19 protein-coding genes are annotated in these 20,926 nt (G+C 72.2%); 6 read left to right on the forward strand and 13 right to left on the reverse strand.

The window, feature by feature from the left end; all coding sequences use genetic code 11:
• The first annotated feature begins 53 nt into the window (after window positions 1-53).
• The 3 genes from ACZ5WE_RS07850 to amaB are packed head-to-tail and all read left to right on the forward strand — an operon-like array spanning window position 54 to window position 4,197.
• Window positions 54-1,205 carry an NAD(P)/FAD-dependent oxidoreductase gene (locus tag ACZ5WE_RS07850; RefSeq protein WP_467685189.1) on the forward strand — a complete coding sequence of 384 codons (1,152 nt, stop codon included), beginning with the start codon at window positions 54-56 and terminating at the stop codon, window positions 1,203-1,205.
• A 40-nt stretch (window positions 1,206-1,245) separates the two neighbouring features.
• Window positions 1,246-2,643, forward strand: a complete 1,398-nt coding sequence (gene hglS / locus ACZ5WE_RS07855) for a 2-oxoadipate dioxygenase/decarboxylase (protein ID WP_467684717.1) — start codon at window positions 1,246-1,248, stop codon at window positions 2,641-2,643.
• A gap of 21 nt (window positions 2,644-2,664) precedes the next feature.
• Window positions 2,665-4,197, forward strand: coding sequence for an L-piperidine-6-carboxylate dehydrogenase (gene amaB / locus ACZ5WE_RS07860; protein WP_467684715.1), 1,533 nt, complete (start codon window positions 2,665-2,667; stop codon window positions 4,195-4,197).
• A 108-nt stretch (window positions 4,198-4,305) separates the two neighbouring features.
• Here amaB and ACZ5WE_RS07865 read toward each other — a convergent pair whose 3' ends face one another.
• Both ACZ5WE_RS07865 and ACZ5WE_RS07870 read right to left on the reverse strand, forming a co-directional pair.
• Complete coding sequence (locus tag ACZ5WE_RS07865; protein WP_467684713.1) at window positions 4,306-4,431, reverse strand: hypothetical protein; 126 nt, start codon at window positions 4,429-4,431, stop codon at window positions 4,306-4,308.
• A gap of 225 nt (window positions 4,432-4,656) precedes the next feature.
• On the reverse strand, window positions 4,657-4,995 hold the full coding sequence (locus ACZ5WE_RS07870) for an endonuclease/exonuclease/phosphatase family protein (protein ID WP_467684711.1): 339 nt from the start codon (window positions 4,993-4,995) through the stop codon (window positions 4,657-4,659).
• Window positions 4,996-5,239: 244 nt separating this feature from the next.
• On the opposite strand from ACZ5WE_RS07870, the gene ACZ5WE_RS07875 reads away from it, so the two are divergent.
• Entirely contained in the window at window positions 5,240-5,560 is a 321-nt protein-coding gene (locus ACZ5WE_RS07875; protein WP_467684709.1) for a cupin domain-containing protein, read from the forward strand.
• Window positions 5,561-5,570: 10 nt separating this feature from the next.
• Here the strand turns inward: ACZ5WE_RS07875 and ACZ5WE_RS07880 are convergent, their stop codons facing one another.
• Window positions 5,571-6,143, reverse strand: coding sequence for a cysteine hydrolase family protein (locus ACZ5WE_RS07880; protein ID WP_467684707.1), 573 nt, complete (start codon window positions 6,141-6,143; stop codon window positions 5,571-5,573).
• 88 nt (window positions 6,144-6,231) lie between these two features.
• On the opposite strand from ACZ5WE_RS07880, the gene ACZ5WE_RS07885 reads away from it, so the two are divergent.
• On the forward strand, window positions 6,232-6,783 hold the full coding sequence (locus ACZ5WE_RS07885) for a 2'-5' RNA ligase family protein (RefSeq protein WP_467684705.1): 552 nt from the start codon (window positions 6,232-6,234) through the stop codon (window positions 6,781-6,783).
• Between the two features lie 29 nt (window positions 6,784-6,812).
• Here the strand turns inward: ACZ5WE_RS07885 and ACZ5WE_RS07890 are convergent, their stop codons facing one another.
• The 8 genes from ACZ5WE_RS07890 to ACZ5WE_RS07925 form a co-directional block, all read right to left on the reverse strand.
• Window positions 6,813-8,072 (reverse strand): cytochrome P450 family protein, encoded by a 1,260-nt coding sequence (locus tag ACZ5WE_RS07890; RefSeq protein WP_467684703.1) that lies wholly within the window; start codon window positions 8,070-8,072, stop codon window positions 6,813-6,815.
• Between the two features lie 78 nt (window positions 8,073-8,150).
• Window positions 8,151-9,452 carry a cytochrome P450 gene (locus tag ACZ5WE_RS07895; protein ID WP_467684701.1) on the reverse strand — a complete coding sequence of 434 codons (1,302 nt, stop codon included), beginning with the start codon at window positions 9,450-9,452 and terminating at the stop codon, window positions 8,151-8,153.
• Window positions 9,449-10,075: a GTP-binding protein gene (locus tag ACZ5WE_RS07900; RefSeq protein WP_467684699.1), complete on the reverse strand. Its 627-nt coding sequence runs from the start codon at window positions 10,073-10,075 to the stop codon at window positions 9,449-9,451. Before ACZ5WE_RS07900 ends, ACZ5WE_RS07895 begins: the two co-directional genes overlap by 4 nt.
• Window positions 10,053-10,415: a DUF742 domain-containing protein gene (locus ACZ5WE_RS07905; protein WP_467684697.1), complete on the reverse strand. Its 363-nt coding sequence runs from the start codon at window positions 10,413-10,415 to the stop codon at window positions 10,053-10,055. The genes ACZ5WE_RS07900 and ACZ5WE_RS07905 overlap by 23 nt, the downstream gene beginning before the upstream one ends.
• Window positions 10,412-10,858 carry a roadblock/LC7 domain-containing protein gene (locus ACZ5WE_RS07910; RefSeq protein WP_467684695.1) on the reverse strand — a complete coding sequence of 149 codons (447 nt, stop codon included), beginning with the start codon at window positions 10,856-10,858 and terminating at the stop codon, window positions 10,412-10,414. Before ACZ5WE_RS07910 ends, ACZ5WE_RS07905 begins: the two co-directional genes overlap by 4 nt.
• Window positions 10,855-12,489: an ATP-binding protein gene (locus ACZ5WE_RS07915; RefSeq protein ID WP_467685187.1), complete on the reverse strand. Its 1,635-nt coding sequence runs from the start codon at window positions 12,487-12,489 to the stop codon at window positions 10,855-10,857. The genes ACZ5WE_RS07910 and ACZ5WE_RS07915 overlap by 4 nt, the downstream gene beginning before the upstream one ends.
• Before the next feature lie 234 nt (window positions 12,490-12,723).
• The gene (locus tag ACZ5WE_RS07920) at window positions 12,724-14,118 is read right to left on the reverse strand and encodes a 3-hydroxybutyrate oligomer hydrolase family protein (RefSeq protein ID WP_467685185.1); all 1,395 of its coding nucleotides are present in this window, start codon (window positions 14,116-14,118) and stop codon (window positions 12,724-12,726) included.
• Between the two features lie 78 nt (window positions 14,119-14,196).
• Window positions 14,197-15,612: an extracellular catalytic domain type 1 short-chain-length polyhydroxyalkanoate depolymerase gene (locus ACZ5WE_RS07925; protein WP_467685184.1), complete on the reverse strand. Its 1,416-nt coding sequence runs from the start codon at window positions 15,610-15,612 to the stop codon at window positions 14,197-14,199.
• Window positions 15,613-15,984: 372 nt separating this feature from the next.
• Here ACZ5WE_RS07925 and ACZ5WE_RS07930 point away from each other — a divergent pair, with 372 nt between their 5' ends.
• Window positions 15,985-16,830, forward strand: coding sequence for a universal stress protein (locus tag ACZ5WE_RS07930; protein WP_467684693.1), 846 nt, complete (start codon window positions 15,985-15,987; stop codon window positions 16,828-16,830).
• Between the two features lie 4 nt (window positions 16,831-16,834).
• Here ACZ5WE_RS07930 and ACZ5WE_RS07935 read toward each other — a convergent pair whose 3' ends face one another.
• Together ACZ5WE_RS07935 and ACZ5WE_RS07940 are read right to left on the reverse strand one after the other, a co-directional pair.
• Window positions 16,835-17,491 carry a M15 family metallopeptidase gene (locus ACZ5WE_RS07935; RefSeq protein ID WP_467684691.1) on the reverse strand — a complete coding sequence of 219 codons (657 nt, stop codon included), beginning with the start codon at window positions 17,489-17,491 and terminating at the stop codon, window positions 16,835-16,837.
• A gap of 326 nt (window positions 17,492-17,817) precedes the next feature.
• Window positions 17,818-20,871: an AfsR/SARP family transcriptional regulator gene (locus tag ACZ5WE_RS07940; RefSeq protein WP_467684689.1), complete on the reverse strand. Its 3,054-nt coding sequence runs from the start codon at window positions 20,869-20,871 to the stop codon at window positions 17,818-17,820.
• Between the last annotated feature and the right edge of the window lie 55 nt (window positions 20,872-20,926).

The following is a 20,926-nucleotide window of genomic DNA, read 5'->3' on the forward strand; positions in this document are numbered from 1 at the left end:
GGATCGGCCTCTTGTCCTCGCCACCGCATCCGTCCAGCGCCCCGTCCTTCCGCATGCTCCCGCCGACCGCGGATGTCGTGATCGTCGGCGGGGGCGTGATGGGTGCTTCCATCGCCTTCCACCTCGCCGAGGCGGGGTTGCACGACGTGATCGTCGTCGAACGCGGCGAGCTCGCCTGCGGCAGTTCCGGCAAGCCGATCGGCGGGGTGCGCGCCCACTTCTCCGACCCGCTCAACATCGAGCTCGGCCGGCGCAGTCTCCGCGCCTTCCAGGACTTCCCGCACCGGCCGGGGGCGGGCATACGCCTGGACACCGTGGGCTATCTCTTCCTGCTCACCGGCGAACGGCACGTCGCGGAGTTCACCGAGAGCGTGCGGCTCCAGAACAGCCTGGGCGTACCGAGCCGCGTGATCGATGCCCAGGAGGCCCGGCGTCTTTGCCCATATCTGAACACCGAGGGCCTTGTGGCCGCCGTCCACTCCCCCACCGACGGACACGCCCGCCCGGGCCTGGTCGTGCACGGCTACGCCGACGCGGCGGCCCGGGCGGGTGTCCGTTTCGCCACGCACACCCGCGTCACCGGCATGGACACCTCCGGCGACCGTGTCAGTGCCGTGCACACCCACCGCGGAACCGTCGCCTGCTCCACCGTGATCTGTACGGCGGGCGCCTGGTCCGGGCAGATCGGCTCCATGGTCGGCGTCGACCTTCCCGTCCGGCCCGTGCGCCGCCAACTCGCTTTCACTGAGACGCTTTCGCCGGCCGCCCCGCGGATCCCGTTCACCATCGACTTCACCTCGTCGGCGTACTTCCACAACAGCGACGACGGGCTGCTCTTCGGCCTCGCGGACCCCCGGCAGGCCGACGGTTTCGACACGACGTGGACCCCGGAGTGGCTCGACCTGTTCCAGGAGGTCGTACGTCATCGCGCCCCTGCCCTCGCCGCTATGCCGATCAACGGCGGCTGGGCGGGCCTGTACGAGGTCACGCCCGACCACAACGCCCTGATCGGCCGTTCTGTCGAACTGCCCAACTTCCTCTACGCCACCGGGTTCTCGGGGCACGGCTTCCTCCAGGCACCGGCGGTCGGCGAGGTCGTGCGCGACCTCCATCTGGAACGCGAACCGTGCGTCGACATCGCGCCGATGAGCGCCGACCGCTTCCGGGCCGGGACCACGAACCGCCCCGAGGCCCACGTCGTATGACCCCACTCCCGTCCTCGACCGTCGGAAAGGCAGTCCCTCCATGATCAGCCAGTGGCAGCTGCGAGCTGCCTTCGCCACCCGGCTCTCGGAGATGTACGGGCGGGAAGTCCCGGCCTACAACACACTCGTGGACGTCTCGCGCGAGGTGAACGAGGACGCCCTGCGCGCGCGGGGCGCCGACGCCGAACGGCTCGGTTCCATCAGCCGGGTCACCGCGGAGCGGCACGGCGCCATCCGGGTGGGCACACCCGCCGAACTGCGCGACGTCGCCCGCGTCTTCGGCGCCCTCGGCATGCGCCCGGTCGGGTTCTACGACCTGCGGGAGGCGGCCGCGAGCGCGGTGCCGGTCGTGTCGACGGCGTTCCGCCCGGTGGACGCCGAGGAGTTGGCGCGCAACCCCTTCCGGGTCTTCACCTCGCTGCTCACGCCCGCGGACCCGCGCTTCTTCGACGCCGGCCTGCGCGCTCGCCTGGAGACGTTCCTGGCCGGGCGCGAGCTGTTCCCGCCGGAGCTGCTCGCCCTGGCGGACCGGGCCGAGGCCGAGCGCGAACTTCCCGAGGCGGACGCCGAGCGCTTCCTGCAACTCGCCGTATATGCCTTCGAGTTGTCCACGGAGCCGATCGACAGGGCCTGGTACGAGGAGCTGGAGAAGGTCTCGGCGGTCGCCGCGGACATCGGGGGCGTCCGCTCCACCCATATCAACCACCTCACCCCGCGCGTCCTGGACATCGACGCGCTGTACCGGCGGATGACCGAGCGTGGCATCGAGATGATCGACACCATCCAGGGGCCGCCCGGCTGGCAGGGCCCCGACCTGCTGCTGCGCCAGACGTCCTTCCGTGCCCTCGCCGAACCGCGCGCCCTGCGCCTGGCCGACGGCAGCGTGACCCGCGGCGCTCTGCGGGTGCGGTTCGGTGAGGTGGAGGCCCGGGGGATCGCCCTCACCCCGGCGGGCCGCGCTCTGTACGACCGCCTGCTCACCCTCGTCGACGAGGAGGCCGTCCGGCGCCCCGCGGCCGACCGCACCGAAGTGGCACGGGGCCTGTGGGCCGCACACGTCCCCGCCACCGAGCGCGAGCTCGCCGCACAGGGGCTGGCCTGCTTCACCTACCGCACCGCACCCGACCGTGCGCGCGATGACACCCAACCTCCCTCCACCATCCATGAGTTGGAGAGCCGTGGCTGGGTGCGGGCCGAACCCGTCGTCTACGAGGACTTCCTGCCACGATCCGCCGCCGGCATCTTCCAGTCAAACCTCAGCGGCGAGGGATCGCGGAACACCGAGCAGGAAGGCGCCGCGTACGACAGTGACTGGCTCTCCGGCGCCCTTGACCGCGAGGTCCTCGACCCGTTCGCCCTGTACGAACACCAGCAGCGCCTCTCGATCACCCAGGTCGGCCGTGAACTGGGCCTGGACATCGACCGCACCCGCCACTGACCACCTCACCCAGGGAGCACCATGACCGGCCCCACCGCCCTGCCCACCACCGACGACCTGCGCACCCGTGCCCGCACGAGCCTGCGGCGCATCGGTGTGACCGTTCCTGATGGCGGCGACTTCCGGGCGCGTACGCCCATCACGGGCGAGGACCTCCTCGGCCTGGCCGCGGCGACCGCCGCCGACGCCGAGGACGCCGTCACCGCCTCCCGCGAGGCGTTCCTCACCTGGCGCACCACGCCTGCCCCGCGTCGTGGTGAACTCGTGCGCCGCCTGGGCGAGTTGTTGCGGGACCATAAGGGCGACCTGGCCGACCTGATCACGATCGAGGCGGGCAAGATCCGCTCCGAGGCGCTCGGCGAGGTCCAGGAGATGATCGACATCTGCGACTTCGCGGTGGGCCTCTCGCGCCAGCTGTACGGCCGCACCATAGCCTCCGAGCGGCCCGGCCACCGGCTCGCCGAGACCTGGCACCCGCTGGGCGTGGTCGGGGTGATCTCCGCGTTCAACTTCCCCGCCGCGGTGTGGTCATGGAACACGGCGGTCGCGCTGGCCTGCGGCGACACCGTGGTCTGGAAGCCGTCGGAGCTGACCCCGCTGATCTCGCTGGCCTGCGACCGACTGCTGGCCCGGGCCGCGCAGGAGACCGGCGCCCCCGGCGACGTTCACCGTCTCCTGCTCGGCGACCGTGCGGTGGGCGAGCGGCTGGTCGATGATCCGCGCGTCGCGCTCGTCAGCGCCACCGGATCCACGCGCATGGGCCGCAAGGTCGGTCCGCGGGTGGCGGCCCGGTTCGGGCGCAGCCTGCTCGAACTCGGCGGCAACAACGCCGCTGTCGTGGCGCCGTCGGCCGACCTCGACCTCGCGGTGCAGGGCATCGTCTTCGCGGCGGCGGGCACGGCGGGCCAGCGGTGCACCACGCTGCGCCGTCTCATCGTCCACCGCGACATCGCCGACACGCTCGTCGCGCGCCTGACGGCCGCGTACACCAGGCTCCCCATCGGTGACCCCTTCGACGAGAACACCCTCGTCGGCCCGCTCATCTCCCCTGCCGCCCTGGACCGCATGCAGGACGCCCTCACCCGCGTACAGGCGCAGGGAGGCAAGATCCTCGCCGGCGGCAACAGGCGCCTGGCGGATGCGGCGCCGCTGGCCGCTTATGCCGAACCGGTGATCGTCCGCGTCGACGAACAGGCCGACGTCGTACGCCAGGAGACGTTCGCCCCGATCCTGTACGTGCTCACGTACGACACCCTGGAGGAGGCCATCGCGTTGCACAACGACGTCCCGCAGGGTCTTTCCTCCAGCATCTTCACCCGCGACCAGCACGAGGCCGAGCTCTTCCTGTCCTCCGAGGGCTCCGACTGCGGCATCGCCAACGTCAACATCGGCACGTCCGGCGCCGAGATCGGGGGCGCGTTCGGCGGCGAGAAGGAGACGGGCGGCGGCCGCGAGTCCGGCTCCGACGCCTGGCGCGCTTACATGCGCCCGGCCACCAACACCGTCAACTACTCGGGCCGTCTGGCCCTGGCCCAGAACGTCAGCTTCCTCTAGGACGTAGCACCCGGCGGCAATTCCCCCCCCCGGCCGGGCAGTGCGGCGCCCCTTGGCAGGGGGAGACCAAGGGGCGCCGCCGAACGCTGCCCAGGGCTGTTCAGGCCCTCAGAGGTCGTGCCGGAAGAACTCCACGATCACCGCCCAAAGGGCACGGCCCACCAGGGCCGCCGTGATGCGTGAAGCCAGATCCCGCCCCACCTTTGTCCGCTTGGACGACTCGCGCTCTGCCATATCTCCTCCTCTCGGTTTCCGAGCGCCCGCTCGGCCGCCGCATGACGGCCGAACACCGCGCTCCCCCAACGCGAGAAAGAGACGAGATCAACGTAACGCCGGGCAAGGGGAGTTCGGAAGCACCCCGACAACCAGGAAGGCGCCCCGAGGCCCTGTGTCCGCCAGTGCGGCGGACTTCAAGACCTCACGCGATCCACCCCTCGACGCTTCGGTGCCGCCCCAACATCAAGGGCCGAAGGTGATGCCGGCGGTGAGAGGCACGTGGTCGCTGCCCGTGAGGGGCAGCGTCCGGACGTGGGTGACGGTTGCCGTGCGGGTCATGATGTGGTCGATCCGCGAGACGGGGAAGGCGGCGGGCCAGCTGAACGCGAAGGAGTCCCGTCCCGTCGAGTCCAGGCGTGTGGTGACCGGGTCGAGGCCGCGGTCGTCAGCCGTGCCGTTGAGGTCGCCCAGCAGGATCACCTTCTCCAGCTCCTCGGCGGCCAGGGCCGAGCCCAGCAGACCGGCGCTCTCGTCCCGGCGCCCGGAGCTGAGGCCGTGCCCCTGGACGCGCACCGAAGCCACAGGCGCGCACTCCGCTTTTCGAGCGCCGCCCCGCTGTCCACGCGCTCCACTGAGCTCCCCCGTCTCCTCCGTCTCCCCGCTCCCCGGCTGAGAGCGTCACGTGCCCGGAAGGACGCCACCATCGGGTGATCGGGTTCCGGCCGCCGGGTGCGGGCCACGCGGGCGAGGGGAACACTGGGGTGTACGCGTGTCCACACACGCGTGTGCGCTCACGCGCGCTCGCTCTTCGTCGAAGGGACCCACAGTGGCCGACCTCTACGCCCTCGTCGCAGAGCACCTCGAGAAGGCCCGCACCGCCGCGCACGGGCGCAGCGCCGAGCTGCTCCTGCACGACGGTCCACTGCGGCAGAGCCTCATCGTGCTCATCGCCGGACACGAGTTGAGCGAGCACGACACCCCCACGGCCGCGACGCTTTTCGTCCTGCGCGGGCGGGTCGGGCTCACCACTGCGGGCGACACGCTCGAACTGGGCGAGGGTGAGTTCGCGCCCGTCCCGCACGAGCGCCACGGCCTGACCGCGCTGGACGACTCGGCCGTCGTACTGACCGCCGTCACCGAGGTCTGAGCGGGCGGCGCTACTGCGTCGCGACGGCCTTGAGCCACTCCTCGACGGGCACGACCTCCGCCCACTGCGGGAACAGCTTGCCGATCAGGAGCGCGTGCACCTCGGGGTCCAGGTCGAGGCAGGCGTCCGACAGGACGGTGAGTCCGAGGTCCCGGTCGTTCGCGTGGCACGCGGTGTGCAGCACTACGCCGCCGGTGGCGATGCCGGTGAGAACGAGATGGTCGATGTCGCGCGCCCTGAGCACCAGGTCCAGGTCACTGCCCGAGAACGCGCTGCCACGCCGCTTGGTCACCACGGTATCGCCCGGCTGCGGCGCGATGTCCGGGTGGATCTCGGTGCCGGGCTCGCCTTCGATGTGCAGGCCCGCCCGCACCACGGCGGTGAGCGCCTTGTTGCGGGTGCTGACGTCCGGGTGGCCGGGTCGTAACGCGATGGCCACGTAGATCACGGGAATGTCCGCCGCACGCGCGCCGTCGATCGCCCGGCGCAGGCGCGGCAGATATCCCGAGCCGTCGTCGGCGAGGTCCACGATCTCGCGCTGGACATCCATCACGAGGAGGGCGCTGTTCACACTGTCCGCCATGCCTGCCGTCCCTTCGTTCGAGGCCGTACCGCCACCACGTCCGACAGCCGTCCGGTGGCGTCGGTGGCCGGTGCGATCATGGCGCGTGATGAAAGCCGATGAAAAGAGTGCCGGGCCCGAGCCCGCGGGGGACGGATGGCCGGACATACCGGGTGACACCGCGCTCACCATCAAGGTCCCCGAAGCCGATCCGCTGGCCCGGGCGGGGTTCCCGGCTCATGTGACGGTGCTCTACCCCTTCGTGCACGAGAGTCGCCTCGATGCCGCGGCCCGCCGCGCACTGTCCGGTCTCTTCGCCGGGCATGACGCCTTCACTCTCACCTTCGCCGAGTTCGCCCGCTATCCCGGCGTGCTGTACCTCGACCCGTGGCCGCATGCCCCGGTCACGGCCCTGGCCAAGGACCTCACCCGGCACTGGCCGGAGGCCGTGCCCTACCGGGGCATCTTCGACCCCCCGCTCGGCCCGCATCTGACGGTCGCGAACAGCGAGGGCCCCGAGACCCAGGACGCCGCGTACGACGCGTTGCAGGCCGAACTGGAGCCCCTGCTACCACTGAGCTGCCGTGTCCGCGCGGTACACCTCATCGCCTGGAACGGCACACAGTGGCAGGACCGCGCCGAGTACCGCCTCGGCCCGTAGTCGCCGGAGCCTCGCCACCCACTGACCGGTTACGGCCGGCGGGGACCCACGCGCACCGGAAGCTTCTGCACACTGTTCCCCACGAAGGAGGCGTGGCGCGGCAGTTCGGGTTCCGGGACGGCGAGGTCGAGGGCGGGGAAGCGGCTGAACAGTTGCTCCAGGGCGATGGTGGCCTCCATGCGGGCCAGCGGGGCGCCCATGCAGAAGTGCGCGCCGTGGCCCAGGGACAGGTGCCGGGTGGTGGTGTTGTCGCGGGTGATGTCGAAGCGGTCGGCGTCGGGGCCGTGCGCCTGCTTGTCGCGCCCTGCGGCGGAGTAGCCGGCCAGGACAGGGGTGCCCTGAGGGATGACCGTGCCGTCCAGCGTGAGGTCACGCGTCGGGTAGCGGAAGGGGAAGTAGCTGACGGGGCTGTCCCAGCGCAGGGTCTCCTCCACCACGTCCGCCCAGCTCACCTTGCCTGCCGTGGCCAGGGCCAGCTGCTCGCGGTGGGTGCACAGGGCGCGTACCGCGTTGGTGATGAGGTTGAGGGTGGTCTCGTGCCCGGCGATGATCGTGAGCATCAGGGTGCCGAGCAGCTCGTGCGGGCCGAGCCGGTCGCCGTTCTCCTCCCGGGCCGCGATCAGGGCGGTGGTCAGGTCGTCTCCGGGGTTCGCCGCGCGGGCGGCGGCGACCGCGCCGAGGACTTCCACCATCTCCCGGTTGGCCGCCATCGCCTCCTCGGGGCCGATGTCGGTGGCGACGATCTGGTTCGACAGGTGGTGCAGCCGGCCGTGGTACTCGGCGTCCACGCCCAGGAGTTCACAGATGACGCCCATGGGCAGCGGCAGCGCGAAGTGTTCGCGCAGGTCCGCCACGCCGTCGCCCGCCGCGGCCTCTTCCAGGTTGTCGAGCAGCTCGGTCGTCAGGGCCGTGATCCGCGGCTGGAGCTCCGCCACCCGCCGCGCGGTGAACGCCTTGCCCATCAGGGAGCGCAGCCTGCGATGGTCGGTGCCGTCGGCGGTGGTCATGCCCTGCACCGTCGCGAAAGTCTTCAGGGGCCAGCCGTCGGCTATCTCGCCCGCCTGCAGCGCGGCGAAGTGCTGTGCGTTCTTGGCGACATCGGGGTGCGCGAGGAATTCCTTGAGCGCGTCATGGCCGAGGACCGCCATGCCCTGTACGTCACCGGGCAGGACCACCGGGGTGACGGCGCCGTGTGACAGGAGGCGGGCGTTGTCCGCGTGCGGGCAGCCGCCGGCCGGGTCGAAGCGGTGCGGCTGACTGGCTGCGGTGTTCACCGGTGACGTGTTCAACGGGGCTCTCCTGGTCGAGGGGCGGGTCGGCGGCTGCCGGGGCTGATGGGGGCTGCCCGGGGCTGATGGGGTGTCCGGTCAGAGCACGGCCCTGGCCTCCGGCAAGGGTGCCGAATGCTGTGACAGGACGGGGGCGGTGAAGCGGACCGGGAGCGCGGCGAGCCCCTTGCTCCAGGGTGACTTGATCCACGCCAGTCGGTCCTGCGGAATGGCCAGTTCGAGGTCGGGAAGGCGGTGGCGGATCGTGTCCACGGCGGTGCGCGTGATGAGCCTGGCCGGGTCCTGGGCGGGGCAGATGTGCGGGCCCGCGCCGAAGGCCAGGTGAGAGCGGTTGCCCACGACCGGTGCGCCGTCGTCCGGGAGGATCCGCGGGTCGGCGTTGGCACCGGCCAGACCGAGGATGAGCATGTCGCCGGTGCGGATGGGCTGCCCGCCGAAGGTCATGTCGCGGGTGGCATAGCGGGCGGGGAAGTTCTGCGTCGGCGGGAAGCGCCACAGGACCAGGTCGAGTGCGTCGTCCACGCTGAGGTGGCCGCCGGTCAGCGAGGAGCGGAACTGCGGGTCGCACAGCAGGATGCGCAGGGTGGTGGCGATCCAGTTGACGGTGGTCTGGTTGCCCGCGACGAACATGACGACGAGGTTGTGCAGGACCTCTTCGTCGGTGAGCCGGGCCGGGTGGTGCAGCAGGGCCGACGTGATGTCGTTGCCGCGGTGGCGCCGCTTCTCCTCGATCAGCTGGAGCAGGATCGCGCCCATGCGCTTGCTGGCGTCAGCGGAGTCAGCGGTGGCGGCGACCGTTCCGGCGACGGCCTCCACCAAGTGGCGGCCGGTCTGTTCGTCCACACCGAGCAGCGCGGTGATGACGCGCATCGGCAGCTTGCGCGCGTAGTCGGCCACCAGGTCGGCCTCGCTGCGCTCCGCGAACGACTCGATCACCTGCTCCGCGGTGGCCCGCACGGAGCGCCGCAGTTCGTGGCCGTTGATCCCCGCGAGCGCGGCGGAGACGGCGGCACGCATCCTGCGGTGCTGCTGTCCGTCGTTGAACAGCAGGGCAGGTCGCCAGCCGACCATGGGCAGGATCGGCGAGTCGGCGGGCACGCGGCCTTCCCGCAGCAGGCTCCAGCGGCGCGGATCGTGCGAGAAGTCCTGCTCGTCGCGGGTCAGTTGGAGCAGCTCGCGGTGGCCGATGACGAGCCAGGCGTCGACGCCGGGCGCGATGGTGACGGGCGCCACGGGCCCGTGGTCGTGGCGCAGCCGCTCGTACAGGGCGGGCATGGCGTCGCCGTCGAGGTCGGGTCCGTACAGCGCGGTCGACGGCGCCGCGGCTCCGGTGACCGGGCAGCGGGCGGGCGGCCCTGCCGCGGTGTGGGGCGAGGTCATGAGGTCTCCGTGGCGATGTGGATGAGGTGCTGGACGAGGGCGATCAGTGCCCGGACCGAGGACGCGGGGTCGCGTGCGTCGCAGGTCACCACGGGGGTGCCGGGGAGCAGGTCGAGTGCGGCGCGCAGGTCGTCCGCACCGTGCTGGGGGCTTCCGGGAAAGACGTTGACGGCCACCGCGAAGGGCAGCCCGAGCTCCTCCAGGTTGCCCAGCGCGTCGAAGGACGCCTCCAGGTCACGCGTGTCCACCAGGGCCAGGGCCCCGAGTGCGCCCTTGGCCAGGTCCCGCCAGGCGGGCAGGAACCGCTGCTGTCCCGGGGTGCCGAACAGGTAGAGCACCAGCTCCCCGTCGATGGTCATCCGGCCGAAGTCCAGGGCCACGGTCGTGGTCGTCTTGCCGCCGGCCACGACGGTGTCGACGCGGGCGCCCGCCTGGGTCATGACGGCCTCGGTGGACAGGGGTTTGATCTCCGAGACCGTGCCGATCAGGGTGGTCTTGCCGACCCCGAGCGGTCCGACGACCAGGATCTTGGCGGCGCCGGCGACGCTGGAGGTGAGGTACTTCCCGGAGCCGGCCTGCTGCGGGGCCGGTGCCGGTGCGTCAGAGGCGGCTTTCGAGACCATGGAGGACCTTTCTGAGCATGGTCACATCGGTGTGTTCGGCCGGGGGCACGGGCGGGCGGGTCACGATGAGCCCCCATTCGAGAAGATCGCAGAGCAACACCTGTACGACCGACGGGGGCTGGCCGATGTGGGCGGCCACCTCGGCCACCGAGAGAAGCCCCTGGCACTGCGCCAGGATGGTCTGGTGCTCGGGCTGGAGCGACGCGGGAAACGCCGCGTCCGTCGCCATCACCAGGGACTCCCAGGCCAGCGCCTCGGTGTCGGATGCCGCCCGCCCGCGAGTGATCACGTACGGGCGGATCGCCGAGGCCGTCGGCTCATCCGGCCGCGGTTCCGTCATGACGCCGTGGCGGCCGGATCCCGCGGCTGGCTGCTCAGGTGCGAGCCGATCTTCACCACGAGCAGCTGCATCTGCTGGGCCACCAGGCCGACATCCGCTTCCAGATCGGTGGCGACGCCCAGGTGCGCGCCCACGCCGGCGTGGGTGAACAACACGAAGCCGTGGTCGGACTCCAGCATCAACTGCCGTACCCCGGCGCCTGAGCCGAAGAGCAGCGCGGTGGTGGAGCGCCCCGTCATGGTCATCGCCGCACAGGCCGCGGAGAGGGACTCGGCTTCGGCGACGCTCAGGTCGGCGACGGGGCCCGAGAGGTTCTCCGCGGACGCGTGTCCGAGCCGCAGGCCGTCCTCGGAGACCACCACGCTGTGCCGGACCCCGGGGATCTCGATCAGCGGGCGGAGCATCCAGCCCAGGTCGGGAAGGGGGGTGATGATTCCGGTCACTGCCGGCCTCCGTCTTGCTCGTCGTGCTCGTCAGGGGTGGGGGGTCGGGGCGGCGTCCGGGTCGGCCGGGTCCCGGCCGACGCGTTCGCCTCCCGCGTCGTGGTCGTGTCCGCGTCGAGGGCCGCGCGGCCGCGCAGCGAACCGGACACCACGCTGGCGATCGACGCACGCGCCGCCTCCGGTGTCCAGGGGGTCGTGGGTGCGGCTGCCGGCGGCGCCGGCCGGGGGTCCGGCCGGCGGTGAGCGCCCGGGGCCGCCTGGCGCCGGTTGCGCCGCCGGGGCAGGCCTGCCGCTGTCTCGCGCGCGGGAGGCGCGCTCGGTGCGGCCCGGACGGAGAACTCTTCGTGTGCGGCGGGGTCGTGCTGGTCTCGTTGGTCGTACTGGTCTTGCTGGTCTCGTTGGTCGTACTGGTCTTGCTGGTCTTGCTGACCGTGGGCCTGCGCGTCGGCGTGCTCCGGTGGCCCGCCGGGAGCCACCGGCTGCCGCGCGGGAACGGCCGCGGGCTCGGGCTCGGCGACCCGCTGCGGCGGCGTCATCCGGGTGCTCGCCCGATGGGATCCCGTGAGCTGCGAGGGGGGTTCGGTCAGCAGGCGGAACGGCACGAACGTCACGGCACGCGTGCCGCCGTAGGCCGAGGCCCCGCTCAGTTCCACGTTGAAGCCGAGCTCCCGGCTCCAGCGGCCCACGCAGGCCAGGCCCAGGCGCGGCACCGCGCCGAGGCGGGCCAGGTCCTGGTCGTCGCGGAGCTGGCCCATCGCCCGGTGCAGCACGTCCGGCGGCATCCCCAGTCCGGCGTCGTCGATCTCCAGGACCGCTCCGGCACCCACCTCGCGGATGGTGACGACGACTTGGGAGCTCGAGGGGGAGAACACCGTGGCGTTCTCCAGGAGTTCGGCGATGGCGTGCATCAGCCCTTCGACCGCGGGCGGCACGGCGTACAGGGTCTGGCCGCCGTGCACCTCGATCCGGCTGTACTCCACGATCCGGGACTGGGCGCCGCGTACGCAGTCGTACAGCGAGACCGGTCGTGTCTCCCTGCGGGCCGGCCAGATCCCGCACATCACGAGCAGCGTCTGGGCCTTGCGGGTCATCTGCGCCGCCGCGTGGTCGGCCTTCATCACCTCGCCCATGAGGTGCGGGTCGTCGATGGAGCGCTCGACCCGGTCGAGAACCTGCTGCTGCACGGTGGCCATCGCGTGCATGGTGCGTGCGACGGATTCGAACGCGGCCTGCACCGAGTCGCGCAGTCCGCGCTCGCGGCGCACTGCCTCGTCCGACCCCAGGGCGACGGCAACGGCGGACAGGGCCCGCGCGAACTGCTCACCGGTCTCCGCGGGCGCCGCCAACGGCCCCGGCACCCCCTCCAGCCGCTGCCCGGCGCGTACGCGCTCCGCGATCGCCGGGAGCCGCACACCGGCAAGGTGCGCCACCTCCGCTTCCCGGGCCGCGGCAAGACGCTCCGAGCGGGCGCGGTCGGCCCGCTCGGCGGACAACTGCCGGACCAGCACGAGCACCCAGGCGAGCAGCAGCACCGCGACCGCGGCGCAGCCGCCGGCCAGGACCTGCCGCCACTGAGCCGCGGCGTCCAGTGCGGCGAGCACCGCGCCCGCGATCGCGAGGACCACGGCCATCAGCCAGACCACAGCCTCGCGGCCCACGGACCCGCGCTTGAGACGGCTCACCACGCCGCACTTGCCCCGTGGATCCTGCACACCTTCACCACGACGAACGAACCCTCCCCGAACGCACCGAACTCCCTTACGAATGGGGAGCGTGGCGATCTTAGGTCAACTCGGCCTTTACTGGTTGCCCGTTCGGGAACCTCGCCTTCCGGCGCACGGGTCCCTGCCCGGGCATGGCCGAAACTACTTCCCAGTAAGGGGGCATCGGGCCAGCAGGGTTGCGGCGTCGGCGGCAGCCGGTCGCGGCACGGTTCGGCTGGGCGGCGGCTGCTTCCCCCGACCGAGCCAGTCCTCCATCGCCGTGAAGGCGGAACGGTGGCAGGGCACCAGAGGCCGCAGCTTGTCAGGGAACGTGTCGACGAGCGAATCGACGTGCGTGCCGCCTTCGACGCGGTAGTAGCGGAAGAGGCCGCCGCGGCCCGCGCCGCGCACCATCTTCGCGTAGATGTCCGAGTCCTTGCTGATGGGCAGTTGGACGTCGAGGGTGCCATGGACGGTGATCAGCGGTTTGCCGATGCGTCCGGTCAGGGCGATCTTCCTTACGGCGTCGCGGACCTCCCGCGGCCGGGACGCGTACGCGTAGTCGGCGTCGCACGCCGCTGTCCCCGGTGCGCAGAAGGGAGTTCCGGCCTCGGTCGCGCCGTCGTAGCCCGGGTCCAGCTCCTCGCGGTAGATCCGCTGGGTCAGGTCCCAGTAGACCTGGTGGTGATAGGGCCACAGGAACTCCGAACCGGTCGGGAACCCGGCGGCGATCATCTCCTGGCGGGCCTTCTCGGCTCCTTCACCGCCCACCGCGTAGGTCGGATAGGCACGCAGCGCGGGCGGCAGGAAGTCGAGCAGATTGGGGCCGTTGGCCCGCCACAGCGTGCCTTCCCAGTCCACTCCCCCGTCGTAGAGCTCGGGATGGTTCTCCAACTGCCGGCGCACCAGATACCCGCCGTTGGACATGCCGGTGGCCAGCGTGCGCGCGGCGGGGCGGTGGTATCGCTGGGCGACCACGGCCCGTGCGGCGCGGGTGAGTTGAGTGACGCGCTCATTCCACTCCGCGATCGCTTCGCCCGGCGCGGCCCCGTCGCGGTAGAAGGCGGCGCCGGTGTTGCCCTTGTCGGTGGAGGCGAACGCGTAGCCCTGGGAGAGCACCCAGTCGCCGATCGCGCGATCGTTGGCGTACTGCTCACGCACTCCGGGTGTGCCCGCGACCACGAGGCCGCCGTTCCAGCGGTCCGGCAGCCGGATGACGAACTGAGCGTCGTGCTTCCAGCCGTGGTTGGTGTTCGTCGCCGAGCTGTCGGGGAAGTAGCCGTCGATCTGAACGCCGGGCACGCCGCGCGGCGCCGTGAGCCCGGCGGGGGTCAGCCCCGCCCAGTCGGCCGGGTCGGTGTGGCCCGAGGAGACCGTCCCCGCGGTGGTCAACTCGGCCAGGCAGACGGCCTCTTGGCGCTCGGCGCCCGGCACCCTCAGCCTCGCCGAGGACGCGCAGTGCCCTGCGTAGCCGCCTCGATCGGCGCCCGGCTGACCGGCGGCGGCCGGGACCGCGGCGAGCGTGACGAGCAGCGCGGTCACGGCGAGGGCGCTCATACGCCGGGGCGGATCTATGACGGGCACGGGTTCCTCCGGAGGGCGTGGACGCGTACGGCGGCTGCTGGGCGGCGTCGGTCAGGGGCAGACGCCGTCGGCGATGACGTAGTAGCCGGCGGGAGATTCCTTGAGGGTGCGTGTGACAGCGGTGTTGTAGAGGCCCATGTTCTGGTTCGAGCCCTTCGCGTAGGTGTAGCCGCCGCTGGTGGTGGCTCGTCCGGCCCGGACCTGCTGGTAGTTGTTCGCCGTCCAGCACTTGGCGGTGGAGCCCGTGGTGGAAGCGGCGACCTGGGACGACCTCGCCCCTTCGGTGCCGGCCGGGTCACGGGCGGACACGCTGTAGGTGTGACTGCCGCCGGGGCTGAGACCGGTGTCCGTGAACGGAGGGCCTGTCGGCGTTGCGACACGGGTGCCGTCCCTGTACACGGCGTAGGACGCGGCGTCAGTGACGCTGTTCCAGTTCAAGGTGACGGAGGTGTCGGTCGCGCCGGTCGCGGCCAGGCCGCCCGGGGCGGGCAGACCACCTGGGTCCGGGTCGGAGCCGTCCAGGCCGAAGAAGCCGGTGATCCAGTGGCTGGAGCAGATGGAGTCGATGAAGTTCGCCGTGCCGGTCGCACCGCACTGCTGCGCGCCCGTTCCCGGGTCGACGGGTGTGCCGTGGCCGATGGACGGCACCCGGTCGACTTCCACGGCGACGGCCCCGTCCGCCCCGAGGTATTGCTCCCTGCGGGTCGAGTCGGGGCCGATGGCGGAGGTGCGGTCCGGGCTCTGGTCCAGGCCGTGGACGGCGGTCCACTGGTCACGGAGTTCGTCGGCGTTCTTCTTGGCGACGGTGGGATCGTCGTCGCCGTGCCAGATCGCCACCCTCGGCCAAGGTCCCGTATAGCCGGGGTGAGCGTCACGGACGCCTTGCGCCCAGGCCGAGGGGGTGCGGTCGACGCCGGGGCTCATGCAGCTGTACGCGGACAGCACGTCATCGGCACAGTCGTACGGGAGGCCCGCGACCACGGCGCCCGCCTTGAACACGTCCGGGTAGGTGGCCAGCATCACCGACGTCATGGCACCGCCGGCCGAAAGACCCGTGGCGTACACCCGCTCCGAATCGCCGCCGTACGCGGAAGCGGCGTGCATGACCATCTGGCGGATCGAGGCGGCCTCGCCCTGCCCGCGTCGCGTGTCCCCCGGCTGGAACCAGTTGAAGCACTTGCTGCTGTTGTTGGCGGACGTCTGCTCCGGGAGGACGAGCAGGAATCCGTGCCGGTCGGCGAACTGCACCAGGCCGGAGTTGTCGGCGTAGATCCGCGCACTCTGCGTGCATCCGTGCAGGGCCACGACCACGGCGGGATCGGCCGCCAGGGACGTCGGCCGGTACACATACATGTGCAGACTGCCGGGATTGGCGCCGAAGTCGCCGACCCTCTCCAGGGTGACGGCCGCCTGCGCCGAGGGCGCGAACACGGCCCCGGTCACGACCAGGCCCACGACGGCGGCCAGCCGCCCCAAGACGCGGCGCCACCTCCTCGCACCGCGGGACGGCAACCCTTCGGGCACCTGACGCATAGGTCTCTCGTACGACGGCATGGCGGCTCCCGACGGAGGGCGGCGCGGTCTCCGGGGTGGATCACGCGACCCCAACCGTAGGAGTCGCCAGGGCGGAGGCAGAATGGCGAGGGGCCCCACAACGTCACCAACTGCCGCTGGTGTCCGAGCCGTTGCCACTCCGCCCTGTCCGTGCTAGGAGCACCTCCACGGCGCGGCCCGCGAAAAGGTAGAACGGCGATGCCCGGGGCACTCGTCGCTCGGGACGCAGGCCGCCGACCGGCCTGGCCCGGCTGACGCCCCAACGGCACCGCGGAGGTGCGCACCATGTCCACGCAACAGCCCATCACCGCCGGTGTCGACGGCTCACCCGGCAGCCTGGACGCCGCCGGCTGGGCAGCCGGCGAAGCCCTGCGCCGTGATCTGCCCCTGCGTCTGATCCACGCCTGTGATCCGCCCGCGGAACGCGGCCGGCCCCCGAAGAGCGACGCCGCCTCCCGCCTGGAGACCGGCGCCCTCGAGCGTTCCGTCCAGCACCTCCTGCGCGCCCACCCCGGGTTGGAGATCCTCGACGAGCAGGTGAGCGGATCTCCGGCGGGGGCGATGTTGGCGGCGGCGTCCTCCTCGGCTCTGCTCGTCATCGGTTCGAACGGCGCCGGCAGACTCTCCCATGTCATGGTCGGCTCGGTCGCGCTTGCCGTCGCCACGCGTGCCTCGTGTCCCGTCGCCGTGGTGCGGGCGGCAGCGGCCTTTGAGGACGAAGACCGGGATGCGGCGGATCACCCGGTCGTGCTCGGTCTCGACCTCGACCGTCGCGGCGACGAACTGCTGGAGTACGCCTTCGACGCGGCGGCTTCCCGTCGGGCGCCGCTCCATGTCGTGCACGTCTGGACCGCCCCCTTGACCGAGGACTCCGAAGCCATCGACCCCATGCCGGACAAGGAGCGCCTGATGGCCTCCGAGCTCAGCTCATGGCGGCGGAAGTTTCCCGGAACGCGGGTTACTCAGAGGCTCGTGCACGACGCGGCCGGGCACTACTTGGTCGAGGCGACAGCGTCCTCCTGCCTGCTGGTCATCGGCCGCCTCGTTCCCACCGGTCCGCATCTCGGCGAGACCGCGCACGCGGCCATCCACCAGGCCAGATGTCCGGTCGTCATCGTCCCGCACAACTGACGGGCTATCCGTCCAGCGTCGCAGGACCGTACCGTGCGGCGGGCGCCTCGGTCGTCAGGGCCCAGTAACGGTCGCCGTAGGACCAGTGCCACCACTCCGTGGGGTAGTTGACCAGGCCGGCCGTGGCGAGGGCAGCGGTGAGGGTGCGGCGGTTGCGGCGGGCGGTCGGGGAGATGAGAGCACTGTCCATGTAGCAGGCTCCGTCACTCTCCTCCGGGCTCGCGTTCACCGGGGTGCCGAGGTCGAGTTCGGTGCCGGACGCGGTGCGCAGGGTGAGGTCGACCGCGGCGCCCGCGACGTGCGGTCCGACCTCGGGCGGCGAGAGGGAACGACTCGTCTGCTGGTGGAGGTAGGCGTCCGACCAGTCGGGGTTGGCCTTCCTGAGCTCGGTGGCGTACTCCTCGAAGTACTGGATCTGCAGGGCCAGCGGCCGGTACCCCTCGGTCACCAGGAGGCGCAGGCCCTCGGGCAGCAGCCGGGCGGCGCGGGCCAGTCGCCAGGCGACGCCCTCGCGCAGCTGGGCGTAGGCCCCGGCCGGGTCGGCGAGGCGGTCGTCGACGTCCACGAAGGGCAGTTGGCGCAAATCCACCAGGGCTTCGCCGCAGTCGTGGACCGGGATGCCGACGACTCTGGGGTCGTTCATGAGGATGATCGGCGACATGATGGCCCCTTCGGTGCGACGGTGGCGGGCACAGCTCCGGGGACGGGCTGCCGCCCGCCCCCGGAGTCCCCTCCGTGCCCTGGCAGGGGCTCTACGCGACGAGCGGCCCACACGACCGACGGTGTCGGTGGTGTGGGCCGTACGAGGCATCAGTGGCCTTCCCCCGTGCTTCCCCCGATGAATTCCGCTGAGTCCCCCGTTGTTTCCTGCGTTCCCCCGTGGTCATCGGCGCGTTCACCCGCCGACAACCACAGCGTGACGCAGCCCGCTGCAATTTCTCTGCAAGTCCGGGACCAGCGGATTGCAGACCGCCACGGGAAGCGGCCTCAGAGCCCCGGCTCGTTCCGCTCGCGCGCTTCGTACGCCCTGAAGACCTCCCGTGCTTCGGCGCGCAGGGCACCTGCCGCCGCCCGGTCGCCGACGGCTTCGCGCGCCGCCGCGAGATCGCGCAGGGTGCGGGCGCGGGGCAGGAGAAGCCCCAGGTCGTTCCAGAGGGCGGCGGCCGCGGTCAGATGCTGCTCGGCGGTGTCGATGTGGCCCGCGGCGAGCTCGCACTCGCCCAGGGTGCGCAGGCCCAGTGCCTCGCCGAAGCGGTCGCGCTGGCCGCGGCAGATGTCGAGGACTTCCCTGATCTCGGCCTCCGCTTCGGCCGAACGCCCCAGCCTGATACGGGACTTGGCGCGCGCCTGCATCGCGTACGCGAGCATGAGCGGGTCCCCCAGGGTGCTCAGGAGATCCACCGCGCGGCCGGAGAGTTCCTCCGCCGCCTCGTACTCACCGAGGGCGCGGTGGACCAGGCCGAGCGAGCGCAGCGTGAGGGACTCGCCGCGGCGGCTGCCGAGCCTGCGGTAGGCGCGCAGCGATTCGTCGAGGAAGGCGCGGGAGGCCGCGAAGTCGCCGAGTTCGAGTTGGACGGATCCGGCGTACCGGCAGGACAGACCGAGGCCCGGATCGTCGTGCAGTTCACGGAACCCGTCGACGGCCCGCACCAGCGTCTCCTGCGCCGCGCGCAGCCGCCCGGCTTCGCGCAGCGCGCTGCCGAGCCCGGCGAAGGCGGCGGCCTGTCCGCGTACGTCTCCGAGCTCGGCGCACAGACCGGCCGCCTGCTTGAAGTAGCCCTGGGATTCGGGGAACCGGTCCTGTTCGTAGCGGAGTTGGCCCAGGCCGATGAGCAACAGGGCCTCCCCCGCCCTGTCCTCGGCGCGGCGGGCGGCGGCCAGTGCCGCGTCGTGGGTGCGCCACCAGGCTTCGAAACGGTTGCCGACGGTGTACGCGGACGAGCACAGGGCCGCGGCGGCTTCGCAGGAGAGGGTGTGCAGGTCGAGGGCGGCGGCGCGCTCGACAGCGGCGGCGATCGCGTCGGCCTCGGCCTCGAACCAGGCGGCAGGGTCGGCGAGTGCCCGCTGGGTGGCTTCCGGTCCGACGGGGCGGACGAGTTGCCGCAGGGAGCCGGCCGGGGATCCGTTCGGGCTGGAGTCCAGGAGCCCGCGGTGCAGTTCGACGGCGCCCGAGGGTGTGGCGGAGGCGGCAAGCCCGGTGAGCCAGAGCCAGGCGCCCAGCGCGCGGCCGACGGCGGCGGCCCGTTCGGCGGGCGGGTCCTCGGCGTCGGCCCGTTCGGCGGCGTAGACGCGGACCAGGTCGTGGGGCCGGTAGCGGGGCTGGCCCGCACGGTCGACGCCGGTGCAGTGCAGGAGCTGGGCGTCGATGAGCTGTTCCACGACGCGGTCCGCCTCGGCTTCGGGCACGTCGAGCAGTGCGGTCACCACCCACGCGGCGACATCGGGGGCGGCGAGCAGGCCGAGGCGGCGCAGGGCGGTGCGCGCGGGGGCGTCCAGGGCCCGGTAGCTCATGCCGAGACCGGCGCGTACCTCCAGGTCGCCGACGGCGAGTTCGTCCAGGCGGTGGTGTTCGTCGGCGAGCCGGTCGGCGAGCATGCGCGCGGTCCAGTGCCGCCGGGTGGCGAGGCGGGCGCCGGCGATGCGGATGGCGAGCGGGAGCCCGCCGCACAGCTCGACGATGCGCCGGGCGGCGTCCGGCTCGTCGCGGACACGCCGCTCCCCCGCGACGCGCCCGAGGAGCTCGACCCCCGGCTCCGTGTCGAGCACGTCGAGATCGGTGCGGTGGGTGCAGGGCAGGGCGCCGAGGCGGGCCCGCGCGGTGATGAGCACCCCGCAGGTGGCGCTGCCGGGAAGCAGCGGGCGCACCTGGGACTCGCTGGCCGCGTCGTCGAGCACGAGCAGCACGCGGCGCCCGGAGACCAGGCTGCGGAAGAGGTCGCGCCGCTCGGCGTCCCCGTCGGGCGGATCGGCCCCCAGGGCGTAGAGGAGCCGTCCAAGGACCTCGCCGGGCGCCACGGGATCGGTGGCGCCCCGCAGCTCGGCGTACAGCTGCCCGTCCGGGTAGGCGTCGGCGACCTGGTGCGCCGCGCGGACGCCCAGCGTGGACTTGCCGACGCCGCCGGGCCCGGAGAGCACGACGACGGGCATGGCCTCGCGGGGCTCCGACAGCGCGGCCCGCACTTCGGCGAGCTGCGCGTCCCGGCCGGTGAAATCGCCGATGGTGGGCGGCAGGAGGGCCGCCACCGGAACGGCGGCGGCGTCCCTGGGGGTCGTGTCGGGCACGTCCGCGGTGGGCAGCAGCTCTTCGTCGGCCCGCAGGATCGACTCGTGCATCCGGCTGAGATCGGGGCCGGGATCGATGCCCAGCTCCTGTGCGAGTACGTCGCGGCCCTCCGCGTAGACCGCGAGCGCGTCGGCCTGCCGCCCCAACCGGTAGAGGGCGAGCATCAGTTGGCCGCGCAGCCGCTCACGGGTCGGGTGGGTGGAGACCAACGCGGTGAGTTCGGCGACCAGTTCCCTCTCCCGGCCCGTCTGGGCGAGCTCCGCGGCGATCCGCTCCTCCAGGGCCGCCTGCCGCGCCTCGTCGAGCTGGTCGGCCATGGCCCGCAGCGTCTCGCCGATCCCGCCGAGCGCGGGGCCGCGCCACAGGGCGAGGGCGTCCCCCAACAGCCGGGCGGCCGCGCCGTGGTCCCCTTCGGCTGCGGCCTGTCTGCCCCGTACGGCGAGGCGCTCGAACTCGACGCGGTCGACGAGGGTGGCGTCGGCTCGGATCAGATAGCCGGGCGGCCGGGTCTCGATGGCGTCGGCGGACAGCGCGCGGCGCAGCGCGGAGACGTACGACTGGATCAGGGAGCGTGCCGTGTCCGGCGGCCGCTCGCCCCAGATGGCGTCGATCAGCGCGTCGACGGACACCACGCGCCCGGGCTCCAGGAGCAGCGCCGCGAGCAGGGCCCGCGGCTTGGGTCCGCCGAGGCTGAGGCGGCGGCCCGCGCGCCAGGCCTCGACCGGGCCCAGTAAGCGGTAGTCGGTATCCGTGTCCAAGCCCGTCTCCCCGGGTCCTTGCCCCGCGCCGCCCCCACAGCCCCCGCTCCCGATC

Source organism: Streptomyces sp. NPDC033180 (assembly GCF_055577645.1).

What these genes read in the sequence shown, in the direction of transcription:
- ACZ5WE_RS07850 (WP_467685189.1), top strand. Translation starts at nt 54, where the DNA reads ATGCTCCCGCCGACCGCGGATGTCGTGATCGTCGGCGGGGGCGTGATG.
- hglS (WP_467684717.1), top strand. Translation starts at nt 1,246, where the DNA reads ATGATCAGCCAGTGGCAGCTGCGAGCTGCCTTCGCCACCCGGCTCTCG.
- amaB (WP_467684715.1), top strand. Translation starts at nt 2,665, where the DNA reads ATGACCGGCCCCACCGCCCTGCCCACCACCGACGACCTGCGCACCCGT.
- ACZ5WE_RS07865 (WP_467684713.1), bottom strand. Translation starts at nt 4,431, where the DNA reads ATGGCAGAGCGCGAGTCGTCCAAGCGGACAAAGGTGGGGCGGGATCTG.
- ACZ5WE_RS07880 (WP_467684707.1), bottom strand. Translation starts at nt 6,143, where the DNA reads ATGGCGGACAGTGTGAACAGCGCCCTCCTCGTGATGGATGTCCAGCGC.
- ACZ5WE_RS07885 (WP_467684705.1), top strand. Translation starts at nt 6,232, where the DNA reads ATGAAAGCCGATGAAAAGAGTGCCGGGCCCGAGCCCGCGGGGGACGGA.
- ACZ5WE_RS07895 (WP_467684701.1), bottom strand. Translation starts at nt 9,452, where the DNA reads ATGACCTCGCCCCACACCGCGGCAGGGCCGCCCGCCCGCTGCCCGGTC.
- ACZ5WE_RS07900 (WP_467684699.1), bottom strand. Translation starts at nt 10,075, where the DNA reads ATGGTCTCGAAAGCCGCCTCTGACGCACCGGCACCGGCCCCGCAGCAG.
- ACZ5WE_RS07905 (WP_467684697.1), bottom strand. Translation starts at nt 10,415, where the DNA reads ATGACGGAACCGCGGCCGGATGAGCCGACGGCCTCGGCGATCCGCCCG.
- ACZ5WE_RS07915 (WP_467685187.1), bottom strand. Translation starts at nt 12,489, where the DNA reads ATGGCCGTGGTCCTCGCGATCGCGGGCGCGGTGCTCGCCGCACTGGAC.
- ACZ5WE_RS07920 (WP_467685185.1), bottom strand. Translation starts at nt 14,118, where the DNA reads ATGAGCGCCCTCGCCGTGACCGCGCTGCTCGTCACGCTCGCCGCGGTC.
- ACZ5WE_RS07930 (WP_467684693.1), top strand. Translation starts at nt 15,985, where the DNA reads ATGTCCACGCAACAGCCCATCACCGCCGGTGTCGACGGCTCACCCGGC.
- ACZ5WE_RS07935 (WP_467684691.1), bottom strand. Translation starts at nt 17,491, where the DNA reads ATGTCGCCGATCATCCTCATGAACGACCCCAGAGTCGTCGGCATCCCG.